Here is an 18,274-nt window from a genome sequence, read left to right on the forward strand (position 1 = left end):
TTATAATATGTTCTTTCATATTTATAACTATAAGAAAATAACTGTAAGTTATAATAAAAAAAAGTGAGGGAGGAGTAGAATATACTCTTATTACTTAGTAATAGTGAGAATGGTTTTAGTTTCAATTCTATTATACATTTTATCGCTATATACAGCTATTAAAGTATAATTCTTAGGAGCTAAACCTTTTAAGCTATATTTAAGTGATGCTATTCCACGTGTAACATTACAATATAATGTATTTCCCTGTGAATCTTTCAATGTTTTACCATTTATTTTAAAGATAACTACTCCTCTATTAAGGGTATTATTATTTTCTGTAATTCTAGCAGATAATATATGATTTGTATTGATTTTTGCTAAGTTTTTTGAGGTTATAGTAATATTTGCATTCCTGTTGAGAACTGTTAGAGTATTATTTACGCGTGATTGCTGGTGTGTCTTGTCTCCTGTATATACTGCTGTAATTGTATAATTCTTAGCACTCCAAGTATATGGAATATTGAATTTATAGCTAACAGTACCATTATGTACAGCTGTATAAACAGGTTTTCCCTCAGAATTCATTATTGTTTTACCATTTATCTTAAATATTACATTACCACAATCTACTTTAATACCATTTATATCATGGATACTTGCATTTAAGTATCTTGTTTCATTTTTCATGCCCGTTGCAGGGTTAATTTTTATAATAGTATTACTATTATTTGTTGGAACAATAGTTAATGTTGAATTATTACTTCTTGAGTAATTATATTCCCATGTTCCAGAATAGACAGCTGTTATAGTATAATTCTTTGCACTCCAGTTACATGGTATAGTATAGTTATAAGTGGCTTTACCATTAACTATGGCTATATAAATTGGTGTTCCATTATCATATCGTAATGTTTTACCATTTATCTTAAATACTAATTTACCACTATTAACAGTAGTTGAGTTCACAGCTTTAACTGTAGCATTAAGTAGAATTGTATTATTAGTTTTACCTATTGTATCATATACTGTTAGTGTAATGTTCTTCTTGATGATTGGCTTGTTATTTTGTATAATATTATTACCCTTGTTCAGAACGGATTTATCTGCCTTATTTACTCCGTAGAGGTAATTATTTTTTATCATGTTATTATCTGAATCTGTGAGTATTACAGCATAATTTGTATTAGTGTTTATAGTGTTATTTGTAATATTATTGTTATTTGATGATGTTAGATGTATTCCAGTCATATTTGTATGATTAGATGTCAGGTTAATATTATTATCCTGAATGGTATTGTTATCTCCTTTAATATTGAATCCATAAGGATATGTTGAGTTTATTGTTCCATTATTGTATGCTATTGTGGAATATTCGAGGTTTCCAATATCTATTAGAGTAGAGGTGTAACCTGTAATATGCATATTATTATAGGTTATAATGTTATTCATGGTTTTACCAGCCATGTTATCCTTAGATACTGCTATTCCATCTGAAAAATTATTGGATGTACTTGTTATATTATTACCTGTTATTATTAGGTAGTTTACGGCACTGAATGCCTGTATACTATCTGCAAAATTGTTTCCTGTCGTATTTATTATATTGTTTCGTATAGTGTTGTTGTTAATATTTTGTCCTAGGTTAATACCATATGCATAATCAGTTGTAGTGGTAGTTATAATGTTATCTTCTATTATATTGTTTTCTGCTCTGTTACCACTTATTGATCCTTGTATCGTTATTGATTCTATTGATCCATAACTTATCTTTGATATTGTTCTGTATGTTGTTATTGTATTGTTCTTGATGAGGTTATTATTAGATACTATGGCTACTGCTAATGTCCTTGCTAAATCTGGATCAGAATACCAATCTATTTCATCTGAAGGTCCGCCTACTGTTATGATATTGTTTTTTATTGTAGTATTATTACCAACAATGTATACTGCTTTAACGTCTTTAGTGGTATTTGTGATTATTCTACTGTTTTGTAGGGTACAGTTTGAGCTATAGAATATAATAGCGCTATTTCGTGTATCTGTATTATTTATTGTAATATTACTTACTGTGATAGGCTTTCCTATTGCTTCAATGGTACTTTCTATGAGTGTTGCATTGTTACCTTCTATATTCAGTGATAAATCTTCAATGTAGAAGTTTTTATTAGTTATAGTACCTGTTATTGTAAGAGTATCATTATCTTTTACAGCGTCATTATATATGACTCCGTCTTCATCAAAGTAATTGTCATAGGTTGTATTGTTTATTATATGATTCTGTGAAGTTTTCTTTATTTGTTTATTATTTACTGTTTTCTGATAGTTTTGTATTGTATGGTTAGTATGTGTAGTATTAGCTGTTATTACTTGTTTATCATGTGTTGTGGTATTATTAGTGTCTGATGCACTTACTATTGATGTGCTTATGACTAGTACTGTCAGTGTTAGTAGTAGTATTATTGTTTTTTTATATCTTATTTTATTCAAGTCTCAACCTCCTTTATCTTTTATTCTTTAAAATAATTAAATTTTAAATGATTAATTATATGTTATCCTAAATATAAATATGTGAATAAACATTCTAATTTACTAGTTAATGATAAATAGAAGGTTTACTATTCCAATATAAATAATAGAAATATAAAAACATATATTAATCATAAAGAACATGGTGAAATAGTACTAATGACATCTAAAGATAAACAAGTAGAAATATTGGATATACATGATATAAGAATAAAGAATAATAGAGTATTCTCGAAAAAAACTAATCATTATCTTCAAAATTTATTATTTTATCTGAGAATTGTATTTAGATATAATAGGGAAGGGTTAGATGATTTAATAGATTTCTATAATTATATAAATGATATACTTAGTAATCAAATTGATATATCTATGGATGAGTTAAAGATTTTAATATATACTACAACGGATATTATAGTGAATATTGATGAGTATGATATACATGGAGAAACAATAATTACTGAGGCCATAGCAAATCTTCAGCAATCGTTATACACTGAATTAGAAATGTTTAAGTTAGCTGAGAAATCAAAAAATGATGATGAAGAGTGGGAATCTTATTTAATTTCTAGTCTGAAAGATACACAGCCAGAATTCAGAGTATTAACAGAATTATTAGATAAATCAGATATTACTGAAATCAAGGATGATATAATTAATTTACTAGAAAATAATTATCCACTAGAATATGCTACATATAATGCTAGAAAAAATTACTTAGAATATTAAAGAAATATGAATATCCTATATTAAAAGTATATGAAAACTAAAACAATAATAAAAGATAAAATATAATAAAAAAGGAGCGGAATACTATGAATAACAAACATCCACATTTTAATTCAATAAATAATATAGATGATATAGGTAGCTTAATAGATTTAATTGAAAAATCAAAAAACAGTTATGTTAAAGATAACTTAAGTATACATTTACATGACAGACAATTAACATTACTAAGAGATATAAAAAAACATAACAAACCACATCATAAAAAAATAAGAATATCCAAATATAAAAAACTCATGGAAAACCCGGAAACACAACCAGAACACTATGAATTACATAAAAAATTATTCCTAAAACAGTACCAAAAATTAGGATCAAAGGGATTAATAACTTTAGACACCCAGCCAGAGAATGGTTTACCATACGATATGGAATTTACACAGAAAGGATTAGATATACTAGATGAAATTTCAAAACTAGAAAAAGAATGGGAAGAAAAAGTACTAGAAAATGTAGAGGATAAAGAAGAGTTATTAAAATTACTTAAAATAGTAGCAGTAAACTCTTTGGACATATCCTATGAGATACAGAAGAAATTAAGAGGAGTATATTAGAATAATCATTATTAGTGGACTGTAATAACCTCCCCCTATTTTTTTTATATTTATATTTTTTTAATCATTAAATTTCATGTAAAAATTTATCATAAAACATGCCTAAAATCGAGTATTATTCTTTTACACTTTTGAAAAGGATATAGTAGATAAAATAATAATTAAATAATAAAAAAAGTATTTAGAGGATGAAAAGTACTATCATACTCTGTTTTCTTACTAATTAGTAACTGTTTGCGATCCCGTAGTTGTAGGATTGTTAGTTATCGTGTTACTACTCATTGTTGTTGTATTACTTTTTGAATCGTAGATTGCACCTCCATAATTTGCAGAGTCATATGATATAACATTTCCAGTAATTCTCGTGTTTATTGCACGATTGTAGATTCCTCCACCATAACTAGCACGGTTATATGTGATATTATTATATGTTATTGTCGTGTTTACTGAGTTCCAATTGTTTATTGCTCCGCCAAAGTTACTTGCATTGTTACTTCTTATTGTATTTCTTGTTATTATATTATTAGTTCCTATGTTGAATATTGCAGCACCACTGTAACTAGCCTTGTTATTTGATATAGTGTTTGATTGTACAGTTATGTTTGATCCTCTAAGATATACTGCACCATATTGTGCTCGGTTACTGCTAATTGTATTATTATTTATAGTTGTCTTTATAGCATTCCAATTACTAATTGCTCCACCAAGGGATGTTGCATTGTTATATGTGATGATGTTTCCTATGATTATAGTGTTTGTTCCGAGATTATTTATTCCTGCACCGTTCTTTGCTAGGTTAGTTGTGAAATTATTGTTTGTTACATTGTTTGATGTTCCTATTACAAATACTGCTCCACCACTTACTAGTCCTGTGTTTCCTGTTAAGCTGTTATTATCTAATTTCAGTGTTGATCCTCGATAATAAACTGCTCCACCATAATTTGCTTTGTTACCACTGAATTTGTTACCTATTATTGTTATATTACTGGTATCCCAGTTACTTATTGCTCCACCTAGTGTTTTAGCCGTGTTATTTGTATATTGATTTCCGGATATTAGTATATTTATTCCCAGGTTATATACTGCTCCTGAGGAGAGAGTTGAATTATTTTTTGTGAATGTATTATTTCTTATGATTGTGTTATTTCCACGGTTGTAAATTGCTCCACCATATGAGGCCGTGTTATTTTGAAATATATTGTTTATTATTAATGTATTTCTTGTATTCCATAGATTGATTGCTCCTCCATTAGTTCCTTTATTGTTTATGAATGTATTTCCACTTATTGTAGTGTTATCTGCCCTGTTTATGATAGGACTACTAGTAAATTTCTGGAATGTTAGATTTATTATTGATATTTGGCCATTTTGAATGTTAAAACAATATATTGCCTTATTATTTCCATTAAGAATGGTATTGCTGTAACCTATGATTTTAAGGTTTAAACCATTGCTGAGGGTAGCAGTAGAAGTTATATTGTAATTTCCTGCTGTGATATATACTATAGAGTTGTTGTATGCACCACTTTTCATCTGGTCAAATGCATATGTGTATGTCCATGGTGTTTGGTTTGTTCTTCCATTATTACTACTTGAACCGTTAGCTGCTATGTAGTATACATATCCATATTCACTACCATTAACATAATACGTTAAATCTGATGAATTATAAGGAAGGGTACTACTATTATAACTTATTAATAATAAATTATTTCCTTTATTAAACTCGGTAACGGGTATTCTGATACTAGTCATACTATCTCTTACGTCAGAGGAGTATGAGTTACTATTAATTTTAATTGTAACTATACCATCAGCAACATTGTCATCAAATTCATCTAATAACTTAACTGTAATCACATTATAATTAACTGTAAAATTCACGTATTCTACAGTCATATGCACAGGTTTTGATACTGTGAAATTTAGAGTAGTGTTTGATGAATAATAGTATGTGTTAGTGTAAGTAAATGTTACATTGTTTTTTCCTACGTTAAGATTCTTGTTAGATATTGTTAAATTGGTTACTCCATTACGTACTGATACATTAGAGTATGTCTGATTGTTTACTTTTACTGTTATTGTTCCACTTGATATATTCAGGTTATCTTCATCTTTAACTGTTATAAGGAATGTCGTGTTTTGTCCATTATCGTCAACTGTTGCTGTTGTTATTGTATCTTTATATACTGTGTTAGTTACTGTTACATTAGATGAGCTGTAATTGTAGTGATTATCAGAGTATGTGAGTGTTATATTGTTAATTCCGGCATAGAATTCTTTGTTAGGTATAGTTATGTTTGCATGTCCATCTTCTATTGTCACAATAGCATATGTGTCATTGTTTATCTTGATTGTCATAATTCCCTCAGTTACACATGTATTATTTTCATCCACGACTGTTATGTTGATTGATGTATCTGTTTTATTATTATATGCGTTTGCTGTTGTATTTGTTGGTATATTTAACTTATAATCTGAGATTAAAGGACTTGTATATAATTTAAGAGAAACTACAGCATCACTATAGCTAGTGTTTCCTATTAATGATTTTTCTGTTGGTATTGCAAGTCGTGAGTATGCATCAATAGTAGTAGGTATGTATATTACTGTATCATTTGAAGTTAAACGTAATTCTATTTTAATGGTATCATTTGTATTAACAGGTATTTGTTTATTGAGTTTTATAGTTTCATAACATGTATGGCTGAATTTACCGCTTTGTGTTTCCTGTAATTCATTATTTACATATATATTTGCTATGTAGTTATAATCAGAACTAAATACATATGTACCAAAGGAGGATATTAAATCATTACCACTAGAAGTGAATTCATTTGAGTAAGTATAAGTATTGGTATCTTCTATTTCATACCAGTAACTAAGACCACTTAAATCATATTGATAGATTCTATTATAGTTTGTTGTGTCATTTAATATGAATGTTATACCACCGACACCATAAAAATCATCACATGAGTTTAATATGGAACTATCATAATAGGAAACATAATAATATCCTTCATCTCCAGAAGAGGTTCCCCAACTATTTTTAACAATAAATGCTCCATCACATGGAGGTATATTATCGAAGTTATATCTACTATAATTATCATCCCATCCTACTATAGTAACAGCATGATTAATGTATGTAGTGGTTGAATAACCATGACGAATACTGCCTGAGTATATGCCTGTGTAGACTGCACCGTATTTCATAATAGCAGTTTTTACTTCATCGTTATCAGTAGAATTTGTTCTTGTAGGAACTCCATAAACATTGGTCACATGTAATATGCTTTTTAGTAATGGTGATACGTATGAATTAGTATCATATTCATCATCACTTTCTAGTACAGGTCCTATCCAGTTTACAAGATAACCTATAGACATATCATCCAATCCGCCGTCTCCAGGTAGAAGTTTCCAGCCTTCCTCTGAAAACATTGCCATGATATTTTTCAGATTATTTTCTGAAAGATCCAATGTTATATTCATTGCTTTTAAGATACATGATTCTAATGTAGCTAACATGGCAAATGCATAACAATTACCATCATTTCCCTGATCTTTTACAGATGTGACATAGCCATAGTCTCTTAAATCATATGATGAAGGTATTGTTTTAATATTACTAAAAGTAACGTTTGTAATATTTATATCAGCAATATTTTCTTCATTTATTAAATAAGTGATAGGTTCACTACCATACCAGTTATTATTGGATAACATTGAACTAGTATTATATATGGAATACATATTATCACCGTATTTAGCGCTGTTGTCAGTGAAATTATTACTGTTTAATATAATATTATTTTGATTAGCATATATTACTCCACCATAACTTGCCGCAGTGTTATTAATAAAGACAGATGATTCAATTTCTAATCTAAGATCATCAGAGTATATTGCTCCACCACGTCTACCTTTATTACCTGTGAAATTGGATGATAATATTGTTAGACCGGAGTAAGTATCAAAAATCGCTCCTCCATCATATATAGCAGTGTTATTTATGAATCTTGTATTACTAATAACTAAATAAGCGGCTAGTTCATCAGTTTCGGTATTTATATCTTGATCAGATGTACCGTTAATAGTTAATATAGCTCCACCTAACCTTGCAGAATTATTAATAAATTCTGAATTAAGTAAAGTCATATTACTATTAAACAAGTATATTGCTCCACCAGAGGTAGAAGTTAAATTAATAAACTTTGAATTATCAATATAAACAGTTGATAACTCAGAGTATATTGAACCTTTAGAAGTACTGTTATGGTTTATAAATACTATATTGTTAAGATTTAAATGACTATGCTTATGTATATCAATACTAGTGGTTGTGTAATTAGTCACTGTTACATTACATAATGTAAGATTACCATATAAGCTAAATAATGAATTACCTTTATTTGCACCATTAATAATTGTCTTATTAGCGTTTTGACCAGTGATAGTTATATTTTTAGTAATAACAATATCTGAGATGTTATAGATTCCACTGGATAAATAAATGGTACTATTAGTAGTTACATCGTCTAGTTCTGATTGAGTAAGTGTATTCCATGGATTAGTGTTACTACCATTACCACTATCTGCATTTGAATTATTCACATAATATCGGGCAGATGTACTGTTTTTATTTGATGTATAAACATCTGTGTTATTGATGAATTTATTTGATGAATTAGTTGATATACTATTTATTTCATAGTTATTCTCAATAGTATAATTTTCACTTTGGGTTGCATGTGTTGAATTATTTGTTGCTGAAACAGCTGAAATACTTGTAATTATTGTAATAACTATTAATATAAATAATATTTTATTCTTCATTAAGCGCCCCCTATTTATTTATATTATTATTTATACTCTTTCTAGACTTAAGTAATTAGTAGTAATAAGATTCGACAGGAATAATAGAAAAAATAATTATATTAAAGATTTTCTGATGAGATAATGATAAAATGTTTATCTGTTAAACTTTATAGCAGATTATAAAAACATGTAATTTTATACAATTAAATTCATTGAAATATATCTAATTTATATGAAACTATTTTTAAGTAAAGTTATCTTAATCATGTAGAAGAAGTTGAAGGTTATATAAAAAAAATTAGGAGTTTATAAAAAATATTAAAAAAAATTTATGGAAGGTTATTCCATAAAAAAATATGGAAATGTATTTCGAGTGGGAGTTTATGGGGGAGTGTTTTTAAATGTTTACTTTTATTTTATTATATTTTTAATACTTTATTTCTTAGTTCTGGTAACTCATGACAGTTTGCCACTGGTAATGGTTCCTCTACATATACTGGTTTCCAGGATAATGCTTTTTCGTTTTCTTCACGTTTTACTTCCATACCTTTTTCATAGTATTCGTCTCTTGCTTTTACCATAGCCTCCATTGCTTTTAGTGGTGAGCCTGGTGGTACACAACATGAAGAACCTAATATGTCAATTCCTCTGTCAAGTGCTTTAAATGTTTCTAGTCTAATACTTTCTAAATCACCTTTGAATAGGGAATCTGTTGCAACATTTCCAACTAATTGGGTGTTACTATCTAAATCATATTTTATTTGATTTGCTTCTTTTACATTTACACTGTCTTCAAAGGAGAATCCATTATATCCTACATCAAGTGTGTTTTTTAGGATTGGTGTTGTATCTCCACATACGTGTAATACTATGTTGAAGTCTGCTGCTTTAGATATTCTTTTTAACGGATATCTTACAATTTCATTAAACATTTCTGGTGGAAGGAGATCTGCTGCAATGGATGGTTCGTACATACAATCTCCTTGTAAATCAAGATCATTATATGCTTTTACGACTTCGATTACTGCATCAGCACATATGTTTACTCCTTCTTTTACTGCTTCTGGTTCTGTTGCAAGACATTTCATAAGATATTCAATACCAACTATTTGACCAAGTAATGTGAATGGTCCAATTTGACCAGATATTAGCGGAACATCAGGGTATTTTTCTCTTGCTATTTGACATGCTTTAGCTACTACAGGTATTCTTCCACTACTTAGGAAATCATCATTTAGTTCTACGCTTGATAAATCATCAAAGAACGGTGATGCTGTGATTTCTGGTATGTGTTCATTAGCATCTCTTAAATCTACTTCACAACCCATTGCTTCTGCTTCTATTGCAAGGTCAAATGGTAGGTTAATACTTTCTACGCCTGCATATTTATGTGCACTTTCTCCGAGTGTTACCATTTTTTCTGCATCAGTGTGTGATGCTGGGAATCCTGCTCCTGTTCTTTCCATTCCTTCAATTAATGCTACAGATACTATACTTGCAGCTGGAACTTTTTCTACTTCTTTTCCTGCAAATGCATTTTCTAAGTTTTCAATTAAATCCATTTTGATCTCTCCTTTATCCATTTTTAAGAGTTGAATCTAACTAGATAAAAACTTATTTTTATTCATTTGTTTGAGGTTAAATTTTTTATTTTTGTTATTGATTGGGATTTCAATATTTTCTTCCAGATAATTCAATTCTGATTGTTTTTATCCTGTCAAATTCATACTTATAATTATGAATAACGTACTATATAAAGGATTTGTACTAAAATAAGATAAAATTGAACGTTAATGATTAAATAAAGAACTATTGATAATTTTCTAGACTAATAATAAATTAATATTCATCTAATAATTTTTTGTTGTGATGATAAAATAATCATCTCATGATAATTTTTAAGAAGTCATGATAATATATTTTTAAACAATATAAAAAAAATAATAAAAAAAATTAGTAAAATTTATTGGAAAGTAGGATATAATCTAATTCGTTCAATTTGTTCTACTGGAATATTTTGTATTTCAATGTTCAAAGTATCGAAACCAAGATATAATTTTGTGTTAATGAATGTGCTTTCAGTTCCTATTATTTTACTGTTTTTATCATAACAGGTTGCTGCAATTTTTATTTTTTCATACTTATCTGGATTTTTGATATAAATTTCACCTACAATTGATAATTTATCAGGTGAATTTGATATAATAGAAGTGTTTGTTATATTCATACCTATTTTGTGTTCAATATCATGCATTTGTTCAATGAATATTGAGTTAACAGTAGAATAAACATTATTTTGTCTTCTTTTTGGTTTATTATTAATTAATTTTTGTTTATTAGATGAATGCTTTTTATGTGTCTGTTTATTTTTAACTGTTTCATTAATTTTTTCTTTAGGTTTGTTTGAAACTGTTTTCTGTTTAGGTTTATTTGTTGCTATTTTCTGTTTAGGTTTAATATCAAACTGTTTATCAACAATTTCAGGTAAGATAATAATTATACTAGTATCAAAGAAGTCTGGTTTAAATTCAATATCAAAAGGACTTAAATCATACAACTTGTTAATCTCAACAATAGTATTTTCCTTTTCAGTCTTATTACCTTCCTTGTTAAAACATATGACTGAAATCTGTAAAACTTTACCATTATCTAGCTTTTTATTAATAGAAACTTTACCACTGATAGTAACTATTTTATCATCATCAATATCTAATTCTATATTATTAAATCTTAGACCTAAGCTATTTTCAAGTTTCTTGTTTCTTTTAATTTTTCCTCTGAATTCATCTTTAAGAAGATTTAATTCTTCTCTAGATAAACTAGCATACTTTTCTTCACCTATTAGAAAATTATCATCAAAAGAATCTTCATCAATTAAATCATCCGATAATTCATCTTCTTCCTGAACTATTTGTTCTTCTTTGATTTGATTATCATGATCCTGTACAGGTATTTCCTTCTGTTCTTGTTCTATTTCATATGGAGATTCTTCCGGTTTATAGAAGAAATCTTCCTCCTCATCTGTAATATCAGAATTACTTTCTGGACGTAATAATTCTTTTGCAAAGTCATCTAAGTCATCAATATCTTTTACTAAATCATTTCTTTGATGTTTTAATTTCTCTTGTCTTCTACGTTCATCATCTATTAATTCTTGTGCTATTCGATCTGCATACCTATGGCTATCATCATCATTATCACGTTCTCTGTCATATTGGTTATCATCATGTTCTACTGCAATGTACAATAATTCACCGCAGTATATACATCGATCTTCAAAATCATCATTTAGTTGACCACAGTATGGACATCTTTGCATAGTTTATCTTCCCTATAATTATTTGTTAATTATTTATATGTATATATTAATAAATATTTAAAATCATTATTATTAAAATACGAAAATAATTCATATAAATCATATTATTTATAGAATGAAGTAAATCTGTACTAATTAAAAAGGGGTATATATAAGTAAATAACACATGTTTAAATAGATAAGAATAAAAAAAAGGTGAGCAATTTGACAAGCAGAGAAAAAGTTTATGATTTCATGGAAAAAGCAGGTGTATTATATTTATCAACAGAGGATGGTGAAAAACCTAAAATAAGACCAATAGGATTCAGAATGTTAGTTGATGGACAAATATATTTTCTAACAGGAACATTCAAAAATCTATATGACCAAATGCTAAGAAATAGTAACGTGGAATTTCTAGCACGTAATGGACAAGAATTTATGAGATATTACGGAAAAGTAGTATTTGATGAGGATGAAGATAAACGTCTTTTAAATAAAGCATTTGAAAAAATGCCAATGCTAAAGAAAATGTATGGTGAAAATTCAGATCTTACACCAGTAATATTCCACATATCTAAAGCAACAGCTGAGATTAGAGATATGAATGGAATTATAGAAACATATAACTTCCTAGATTAAATTAATATTAAAAAAAATAGTCCTAATAATAAAATTTACTTCTTTTTATCTTTTTTTGTGTAGTTAGAAAATAAATAATAAGAGAATAAAAATTATTCTCCTACTAATTTTAGTCCTGTCATTGCTTTAACATCATTACTTAATACTCTAAGATCAGTTCTATTAAGTTTTGATAAATCATCATGACCAGCAAGCTGTGCTAACATTTTTGCTTCTTCAGTAATAGCATTAATATAATTAGCAACATGTTCAGCTGCTTCATCAACATCTAATGTTCTTAGTTTAGGATTTTGTGTTGCAATACCTACAGGACAAGTTCCTTTGGAACAATTTCTACATCCAATACATCCCATTGCAATCATAGAAGCGGTTGCTATATATACAGCATCTGCACCCATTGCTAATGCTTTAGCTACATCTGCACCATTTCTGATTCCACCTGTAATAATAAGGTCTACATCATCCTTAGCACCAATTTCCTCTAATGTTTTTACAGCTAAAGCTAGTGCAGGGATAGTTGGTACACCAGTTTCCTCGGATACAATTTCAGGGGAAGCACCTGTTCCTCCTTCCATTCCATCAAGTGCAATTATATCTGCTCCTACTTCATATGCAATTTTAACATCTTCATCTACTCTTCCAGGACCTAATTTAACAATAATAGGAACTTCCCAGTCTGTAACTTCTCTTATTAATTCGATGTGTTCTGCTAATTCTTCTTTGCTTTGTGAGTCAAGGAATCTGCATGGACTTAATGCATCAGTTCCTTCCGGTATTTCTCTGATTTTAGCTACTTCTGGACTTACTTTTTCTGCCATTAAGTGTCCGCCCATACCAGGTTTTGCACCTTGTCCTATTTTTACTTCTACTGCATCTCCAGCATTTAAATATTTAGCTGATACTCCAAATCTACCAGAGGAGTACTGTACTACTAATTTATCTGATAATTCTCTTTCTTCTGGAAGCATTCCACCTTCACCAGTGTTTGCTACTGAACCTACCATAGCTGAACCTTTTGCTAATCCTAATTTTGCTTCTTTGGATAATGCACCGAAAGACATACCACCTATTAGTACAGGGGTATCTGCTTCTAATGGTTTTTTAGCAAATCTTGTACCTAGTTTTACTTTTGTGTTACATGGTTCTCGGTATTTGTCTACTGGTGCTATTGAAGCTTGTGCTGGTAATATTACTATATCATCAAATTTTGGCACGTCTTTTGACCTTCCAAATCCTCTTATTTTATAGTTTCCAGTTTGAGCTTTAGTGTGTATGTCCTCTATGGTTTGTTTACTATAAATTGCTCCTGCATCTAATGCTGCCATTTTTTTATCTGCCATTTATATTACCTCTTAATTTTATTTACCATAGAATGGTCTTAATTGATCTTTCACAATTTTTGTGAAATTCTCAGCTTTTTGGTCTATATCATATTGTTTGAAGAGACTGTTGAGCTTGTCTTTATCCTCTTCTGTTAGTTCTGTTTCTTTAGCGTTGTATCCAAGTTGGTATGATCCTGCTATGTAGATTGCTCCACCAATCATCCAGTCTCCTAAGTCTTTACTTGAGTTTCCTGTGATGATTATGTCACCATCTAGCATGTATAGTCCTGCTGTTTTACCAATATTTCCATCAATTAATATTACACCATTTTTGTGTAATTGACCTACACCGTCTCCAGCATTTCCTCTAACTACTATGTTTCCGTTACATTTACCAAATCCTACGCCGTCTCCAGCTCCACCGTTGAGAATAATTTCTCCTTCGGTCATGTTGTCTCCAAGGTATTTGTTAACTGATCCATTAATAGTTATTTCTGCTCCATCATTTAGAGCACCAATAAAATCTCCAAAATCACCGTTTAATTCTATGTTTGCTTCAGATTGTATACCTACTGCTATAGAATTTAAAGATTCTACATCTTTTATGGTTATTTCTTTTTCATTGCTTGTTATAGCATCTTTTATAGAAGTATTTACATCACGTGTTGTTAAATCTACACCTGAGATTTCTACTTTTGCCATATTTTTCTCCTCATAATTTTCTTTTTAATAACATATAGTCCCAAAGTGTTGTTATTAAATAATACCTCATAAATTTCATTTAAAAATGTTAATTTGTTTAATAATATTTTATATTATTGTAAATTGTATAATTATATAACTTATTTTTTTAAATAATTTATGTGGTTATATAATGTTTTTGTCTATTTTAATATATATTATTTTTTTAATATAAGGGGTGTTAAGATGTTATATTTAAGAAATTATAAGTATTATAATATCTTTTTCATGTTTAAGAATAATTATAGTGTTAGTATTATTTTTTAAAAGGATATAGGAAATTTGAATGTAATTTAATTATCAATAAAGTTTAAATAATTCCGATTGTTTATAATAACTTTTAATTTTTAATATTAAGAGTTTGTAAATAGTATCTTTCAGTTTAATGCATAGTAAAATAAATAAAAAAAGTTAATTTTAATCGCTTAAATTTTATTTTTAAGAGATATAAATTTAATTAAGTAAAATTAATTCAATAATTTTATATATTTAGTTATCCTTAAATTATTACAGAGTTAAAAAATTATAATAGGTTTTGATTATTAATTTTTATTATCTATATGAAAATTTAATATTATAGTTTTCCGAAGGAATATAGTCATGTTTTTTAGTTCACCTCGGAAAAACCTATTATTTTAACTCTTAAATATAATAATCAGCTTTATACTATATCATCTATTTTTTTCATAAAATTAAATTTATTATACATAATTCTTTGATAAAACAACTAATAATTATGGAAAAGATTATTAAATGAAGATAAATTTCAGTAGTCGTATAATTATTAAAGACTATCTTAAAAGATTTAACTTTATTATTAGTTTATAAACTGTTATAATTTAATTCAATTGGATTACATGTCTTAATTTTTATTATAAAAACAGTTATATAATTTAAAGAGGATAATACAATATAGATAATTAGAGGTGATAACATGACAGAATTACCAAAAGCAACTATGGGAAAATTACTGAAAAAAGCTGGTGCTACACGTGTAAGTGATGATGCTAAAATTGAATTAGCAAAGGTACTAGAAGAAATCGGTGAAGAAGTTGGTAAAGAGGCAGTTCCTTATGCTAAACACGCTGGAAGAAAAACAGTTAAAGCAGAGGATATTAAATTAGTAATAAATAATAATCTATAGCTGCAACTGTTTTTTATTTAATCATATAGATATATTTTTTTATATTCTGATTCTTTTTTAAATTTTTTTTATTAAAAACTTTTCAGGATTAACAATAATTAATCAAGATTTATTACTTAAATTAATAAAATAATCATTAATTAAGTAAGTAGTCTACTATTTTTTAGATAATTGTCAATAATTCTAGTAAAAATAATGTAATTAAATGTAATTTAGTAAAAAAAGAGTATACGAATAATCAAATTGGATTATTTAATTAAAATATCCCATTTCTTATTCATAGTAGTTAAATTTAAATTTTATTTTATAGTCTTAAGGAGCTAATTTAACATCTGGACGAATATGTAACACAACGTCGCCGTTTCTAGTTACACTCCATTCAATTAAACTAGTTTCATCCATTTCAAATTTATTAATTATCTCTTTTGGTATTTCTGTTTTACCATTATGCATTTTTGTTATTTCAATATCAGCCATTATTTCACCGATTTAAATTCTCTTTATCAAAATATTTAAAAGTAACCATTAAGGGTATATGATTAATATTATTATTAAACAGAATAATGATTATTACTTCTTTTAATACTTATTAACTTTATATAATTTTTAATTTAAATTATTAATTAAGGGATATTAAATTATAAATTTTTTTAACAAGGGCTATTAAAATAAAATCATGATATTATTATAAGAGGAAATTTATATGAGAATATGTTTATACGGTGCTGGTAGTGCTAAGTTAAACAAGAAATATTTAGATGTTGGATACCAGTTAGGAGAAAGATTAGCTCAAGAAAATCATACCCTAGTATTTGGCGCAGGAAATAATGGAATGATGGGCGCTGTAGCAAGAGGTATGCATGATAATAATGGTAAAATAATTGGAATAGCTCCTGATTGGATGGATAAGTTTGAGGAGTTATATGATTATTGTGATAAATTAATATCTACTTCCACTATGGATGAAAGAAAAAGGCTATTTCTCACAAATTCAGACTTGTTTATAATAGCACCTGGTGGAATAGGTACATTAGATGAATTTTTTCAGATAATAACATTAAAAAAACTGGAAAAACATGAAAAACCAATCATAATGTTTAATATTGATGGATATTATGATGTATTACTGGATATGATGAGTCACATGAAAAAAGAAAAGACTATATCTGAGAATGATACAAAATTATATGAAGTTGCAACATCAATAGATGAAATATTAAATTATATTAATACAGATTAATTATTAAAAATATAGGAGTTGAAATATGAAGAAGTATCAAGTAGTATTATTAATTAGTATTATCTTTATATCATTCACTGCTCAAGGAGTGAGTGCTACATCAGTTTTTCTTACATCAGATCATGTAGGTTCACAGGATAATGATATTACAATGATGAATTCTATAAAGAATTATGTTGAAGACCTTAGTAATGGCAGTATACAAGTTACTGTTGATAGTCAAGCACCAAGTCCCGGTGAAGGAACACGGGCTATTGAAAGTGACAGCGATGTAAGTGTAACTATGGCAGCATCATGTTCAGGAAACTTTATAGTACTTGCACAGGCAGCACAGAATACTGATAAGCAAATTATCTTTGTAAATACTGGTGATGTAAACTTAGATAATGTTAGTTTTGTAAGACGTGCATGGGATGATAATTATTCTAGTACAACATTTGCAGGTATTAATTCACCAGGAAAATTCCTGAATGATGCAGGTATTAGCTATATTCAACCGTTACAGGAATATCCTGATGCCGGTAGTGAGGGATCATATACCTCATCTAATGATGATGTTAACAGATATATTGCTCAACAAATTGTAAATGACATAGAAAATAATGCTAGTAGTAGTAAAACATATGATAGTAATTTAATAGTTAATCATACATTACGTCCTTCTGTAATGGCTGAGGCAAGTCAAAGCTTACTTGACGATAATGATACGAGTATGAATGGTACATACAATTCCTATACTGCACCACAAGTATTATACATGACAAGTTCTTATCTTAATGGTAATGGTTTAGAGCAGCCAAAAGACTATGAACAGCCAAGTTCTCCAATGAATCACTCATCCTTTACCCAAAAATCATATTCAATTTACGAATACATGGAAATGGCTTCAATTGTAAAGAATTACATGGATGAAAATGGTAGAGCTCCTGATTCCATTGACTATAAAGGTGCTCATATAGGATATTATGACTTAGTATATAACTTTGCTAAATTAACAGCAAATCATACTGATGGAAGACATATGGATTTCAGTCATGATACAGAGTTTACTAAATTAAATAATGATCCATTAGCAGAATATGGACAATACATAATAATAATTGGTGCTATAATAATAGTTCTTGGAACTATTAGAAGACTATTTAGAAGAAGACGAAGAAGATATTAGATTTTTCGCTTCTATTTTTTTTAAAAATTCTATTTTTTTATTTA

General features: G+C 28.1%; 13 protein-coding genes. 6 read left to right on the plus strand and 7 right to left on the minus strand.

The window, feature by feature from the left end; all coding sequences use genetic code 11:
* Positions 1–90 precede the first annotated feature (90 nt).
* Complete coding sequence (locus OTK55_RS05970; protein ID WP_274871212.1) at positions 91–2,469, minus strand: Ig-like domain-containing protein; 2,379 nt, start codon at positions 2,467–2,469, stop codon at positions 91–93.
* Between the two features lie 198 nt (positions 2,470–2,667).
* Here OTK55_RS05970 and OTK55_RS05975 point away from each other — a divergent pair, with 198 nt between their 5' ends.
* Positions 2,668–3,237 carry a hypothetical protein gene (locus OTK55_RS05975; RefSeq protein WP_274871213.1) on the plus strand — a complete coding sequence of 190 codons (570 nt, stop codon included), beginning with the start codon at positions 2,668–2,670 and terminating at the stop codon, positions 3,235–3,237.
* An 86-nt stretch (positions 3,238–3,323) separates the two neighbouring features.
* Entirely contained in the window at positions 3,324–3,851 is a 528-nt protein-coding gene (locus OTK55_RS05980) for a hypothetical protein (RefSeq protein ID WP_274871214.1), read from the plus strand.
* Between the two features lie 219 nt (positions 3,852–4,070).
* On the opposite strand, the gene OTK55_RS05985 is transcribed toward OTK55_RS05980, so the two are convergent.
* The 3 genes from OTK55_RS05985 to OTK55_RS05995 all read right to left on the minus strand — a co-directional run bounded on the left by OTK55_RS05985 (position 4,071) and on the right by OTK55_RS05995 (position 11,994).
* On the minus strand, positions 4,071–8,693 hold the full coding sequence (locus tag OTK55_RS05985; protein WP_274871216.1) for a C1 family peptidase: 4,623 nt from the start codon (positions 8,691–8,693) through the stop codon (positions 4,071–4,073).
* Between the two features lie 401 nt (positions 8,694–9,094).
* The gene (locus OTK55_RS05990) at positions 9,095–10,237 is read right to left on the minus strand and encodes a uroporphyrinogen decarboxylase family protein (protein ID WP_274871217.1); all 1,143 of its coding nucleotides are present in this window, start codon (positions 10,235–10,237) and stop codon (positions 9,095–9,097) included.
* Positions 10,238–10,638: 401 nt separating this feature from the next.
* Entirely contained in the window at positions 10,639–11,994 is a 1,356-nt protein-coding gene (locus tag OTK55_RS05995) for a hypothetical protein (protein ID WP_274871219.1), read from the minus strand.
* Between the two features lie 204 nt (positions 11,995–12,198).
* On the opposite strand from OTK55_RS05995, the gene OTK55_RS06000 reads away from it, so the two are divergent.
* Positions 12,199–12,615, plus strand: coding sequence for a pyridoxamine 5'-phosphate oxidase family protein (locus OTK55_RS06000; RefSeq protein ID WP_274871220.1), 417 nt, complete (start codon positions 12,199–12,201; stop codon positions 12,613–12,615).
* A 92-nt stretch (positions 12,616–12,707) separates the two neighbouring features.
* Here the strand turns inward: OTK55_RS06000 and OTK55_RS06005 are convergent, their stop codons facing one another.
* On the minus strand, positions 12,708–13,955 hold the full coding sequence (locus OTK55_RS06005) for an FMN-binding glutamate synthase family protein (protein ID WP_274871221.1): 1,248 nt from the start codon (positions 13,953–13,955) through the stop codon (positions 12,708–12,710).
* A gap of 18 nt (positions 13,956–13,973) precedes the next feature.
* A complete protein-coding gene (locus OTK55_RS06010) occupies positions 13,974–14,639 on the minus strand; it encodes a GltB/FmdC/FwdC-like GXGXG domain-containing protein (RefSeq protein ID WP_274871222.1) in 666 nt (221 codons plus the stop codon).
* A 973-nt stretch (positions 14,640–15,612) separates the two neighbouring features.
* Between OTK55_RS06010 and OTK55_RS06015 the strand changes: the two genes are divergently transcribed.
* Positions 15,613–15,822: a histone family protein gene (locus OTK55_RS06015; protein WP_274871223.1), complete on the plus strand. Its 210-nt coding sequence runs from the start codon at positions 15,613–15,615 to the stop codon at positions 15,820–15,822.
* 312 nt (positions 15,823–16,134) lie between these two features.
* Here OTK55_RS06015 and OTK55_RS06020 read toward each other — a convergent pair whose 3' ends face one another.
* A complete protein-coding gene (locus tag OTK55_RS06020; RefSeq protein ID WP_274871225.1) occupies positions 16,135–16,299 on the minus strand; it encodes a hypothetical protein in 165 nt (54 codons plus the stop codon).
* Positions 16,300–16,525: 226 nt separating this feature from the next.
* On the opposite strand from OTK55_RS06020, the gene OTK55_RS06025 reads away from it, so the two are divergent.
* Positions 16,526–17,062, plus strand: coding sequence for an LOG family protein (locus OTK55_RS06025; RefSeq protein WP_274871226.1), 537 nt, complete (start codon positions 16,526–16,528; stop codon positions 17,060–17,062).
* A 25-nt stretch (positions 17,063–17,087) separates the two neighbouring features.
* On the plus strand, positions 17,088–18,230 hold the full coding sequence (locus OTK55_RS06030) for a pseudomurein-binding repeat-containing protein (protein ID WP_274871228.1): 1,143 nt from the start codon (positions 17,088–17,090) through the stop codon (positions 18,228–18,230).
* Positions 18,231–18,274 lie beyond the last annotated feature (44 nt).

Origin of the sequence: Candidatus Methanosphaera massiliense (genome assembly GCF_028890305.1) — an archaeon.
In the GTDB taxonomy this organism is placed as follows: domain Archaea; phylum Methanobacteriota; class Methanobacteria; order Methanobacteriales; family Methanobacteriaceae; genus Methanosphaera; species Methanosphaera massiliense.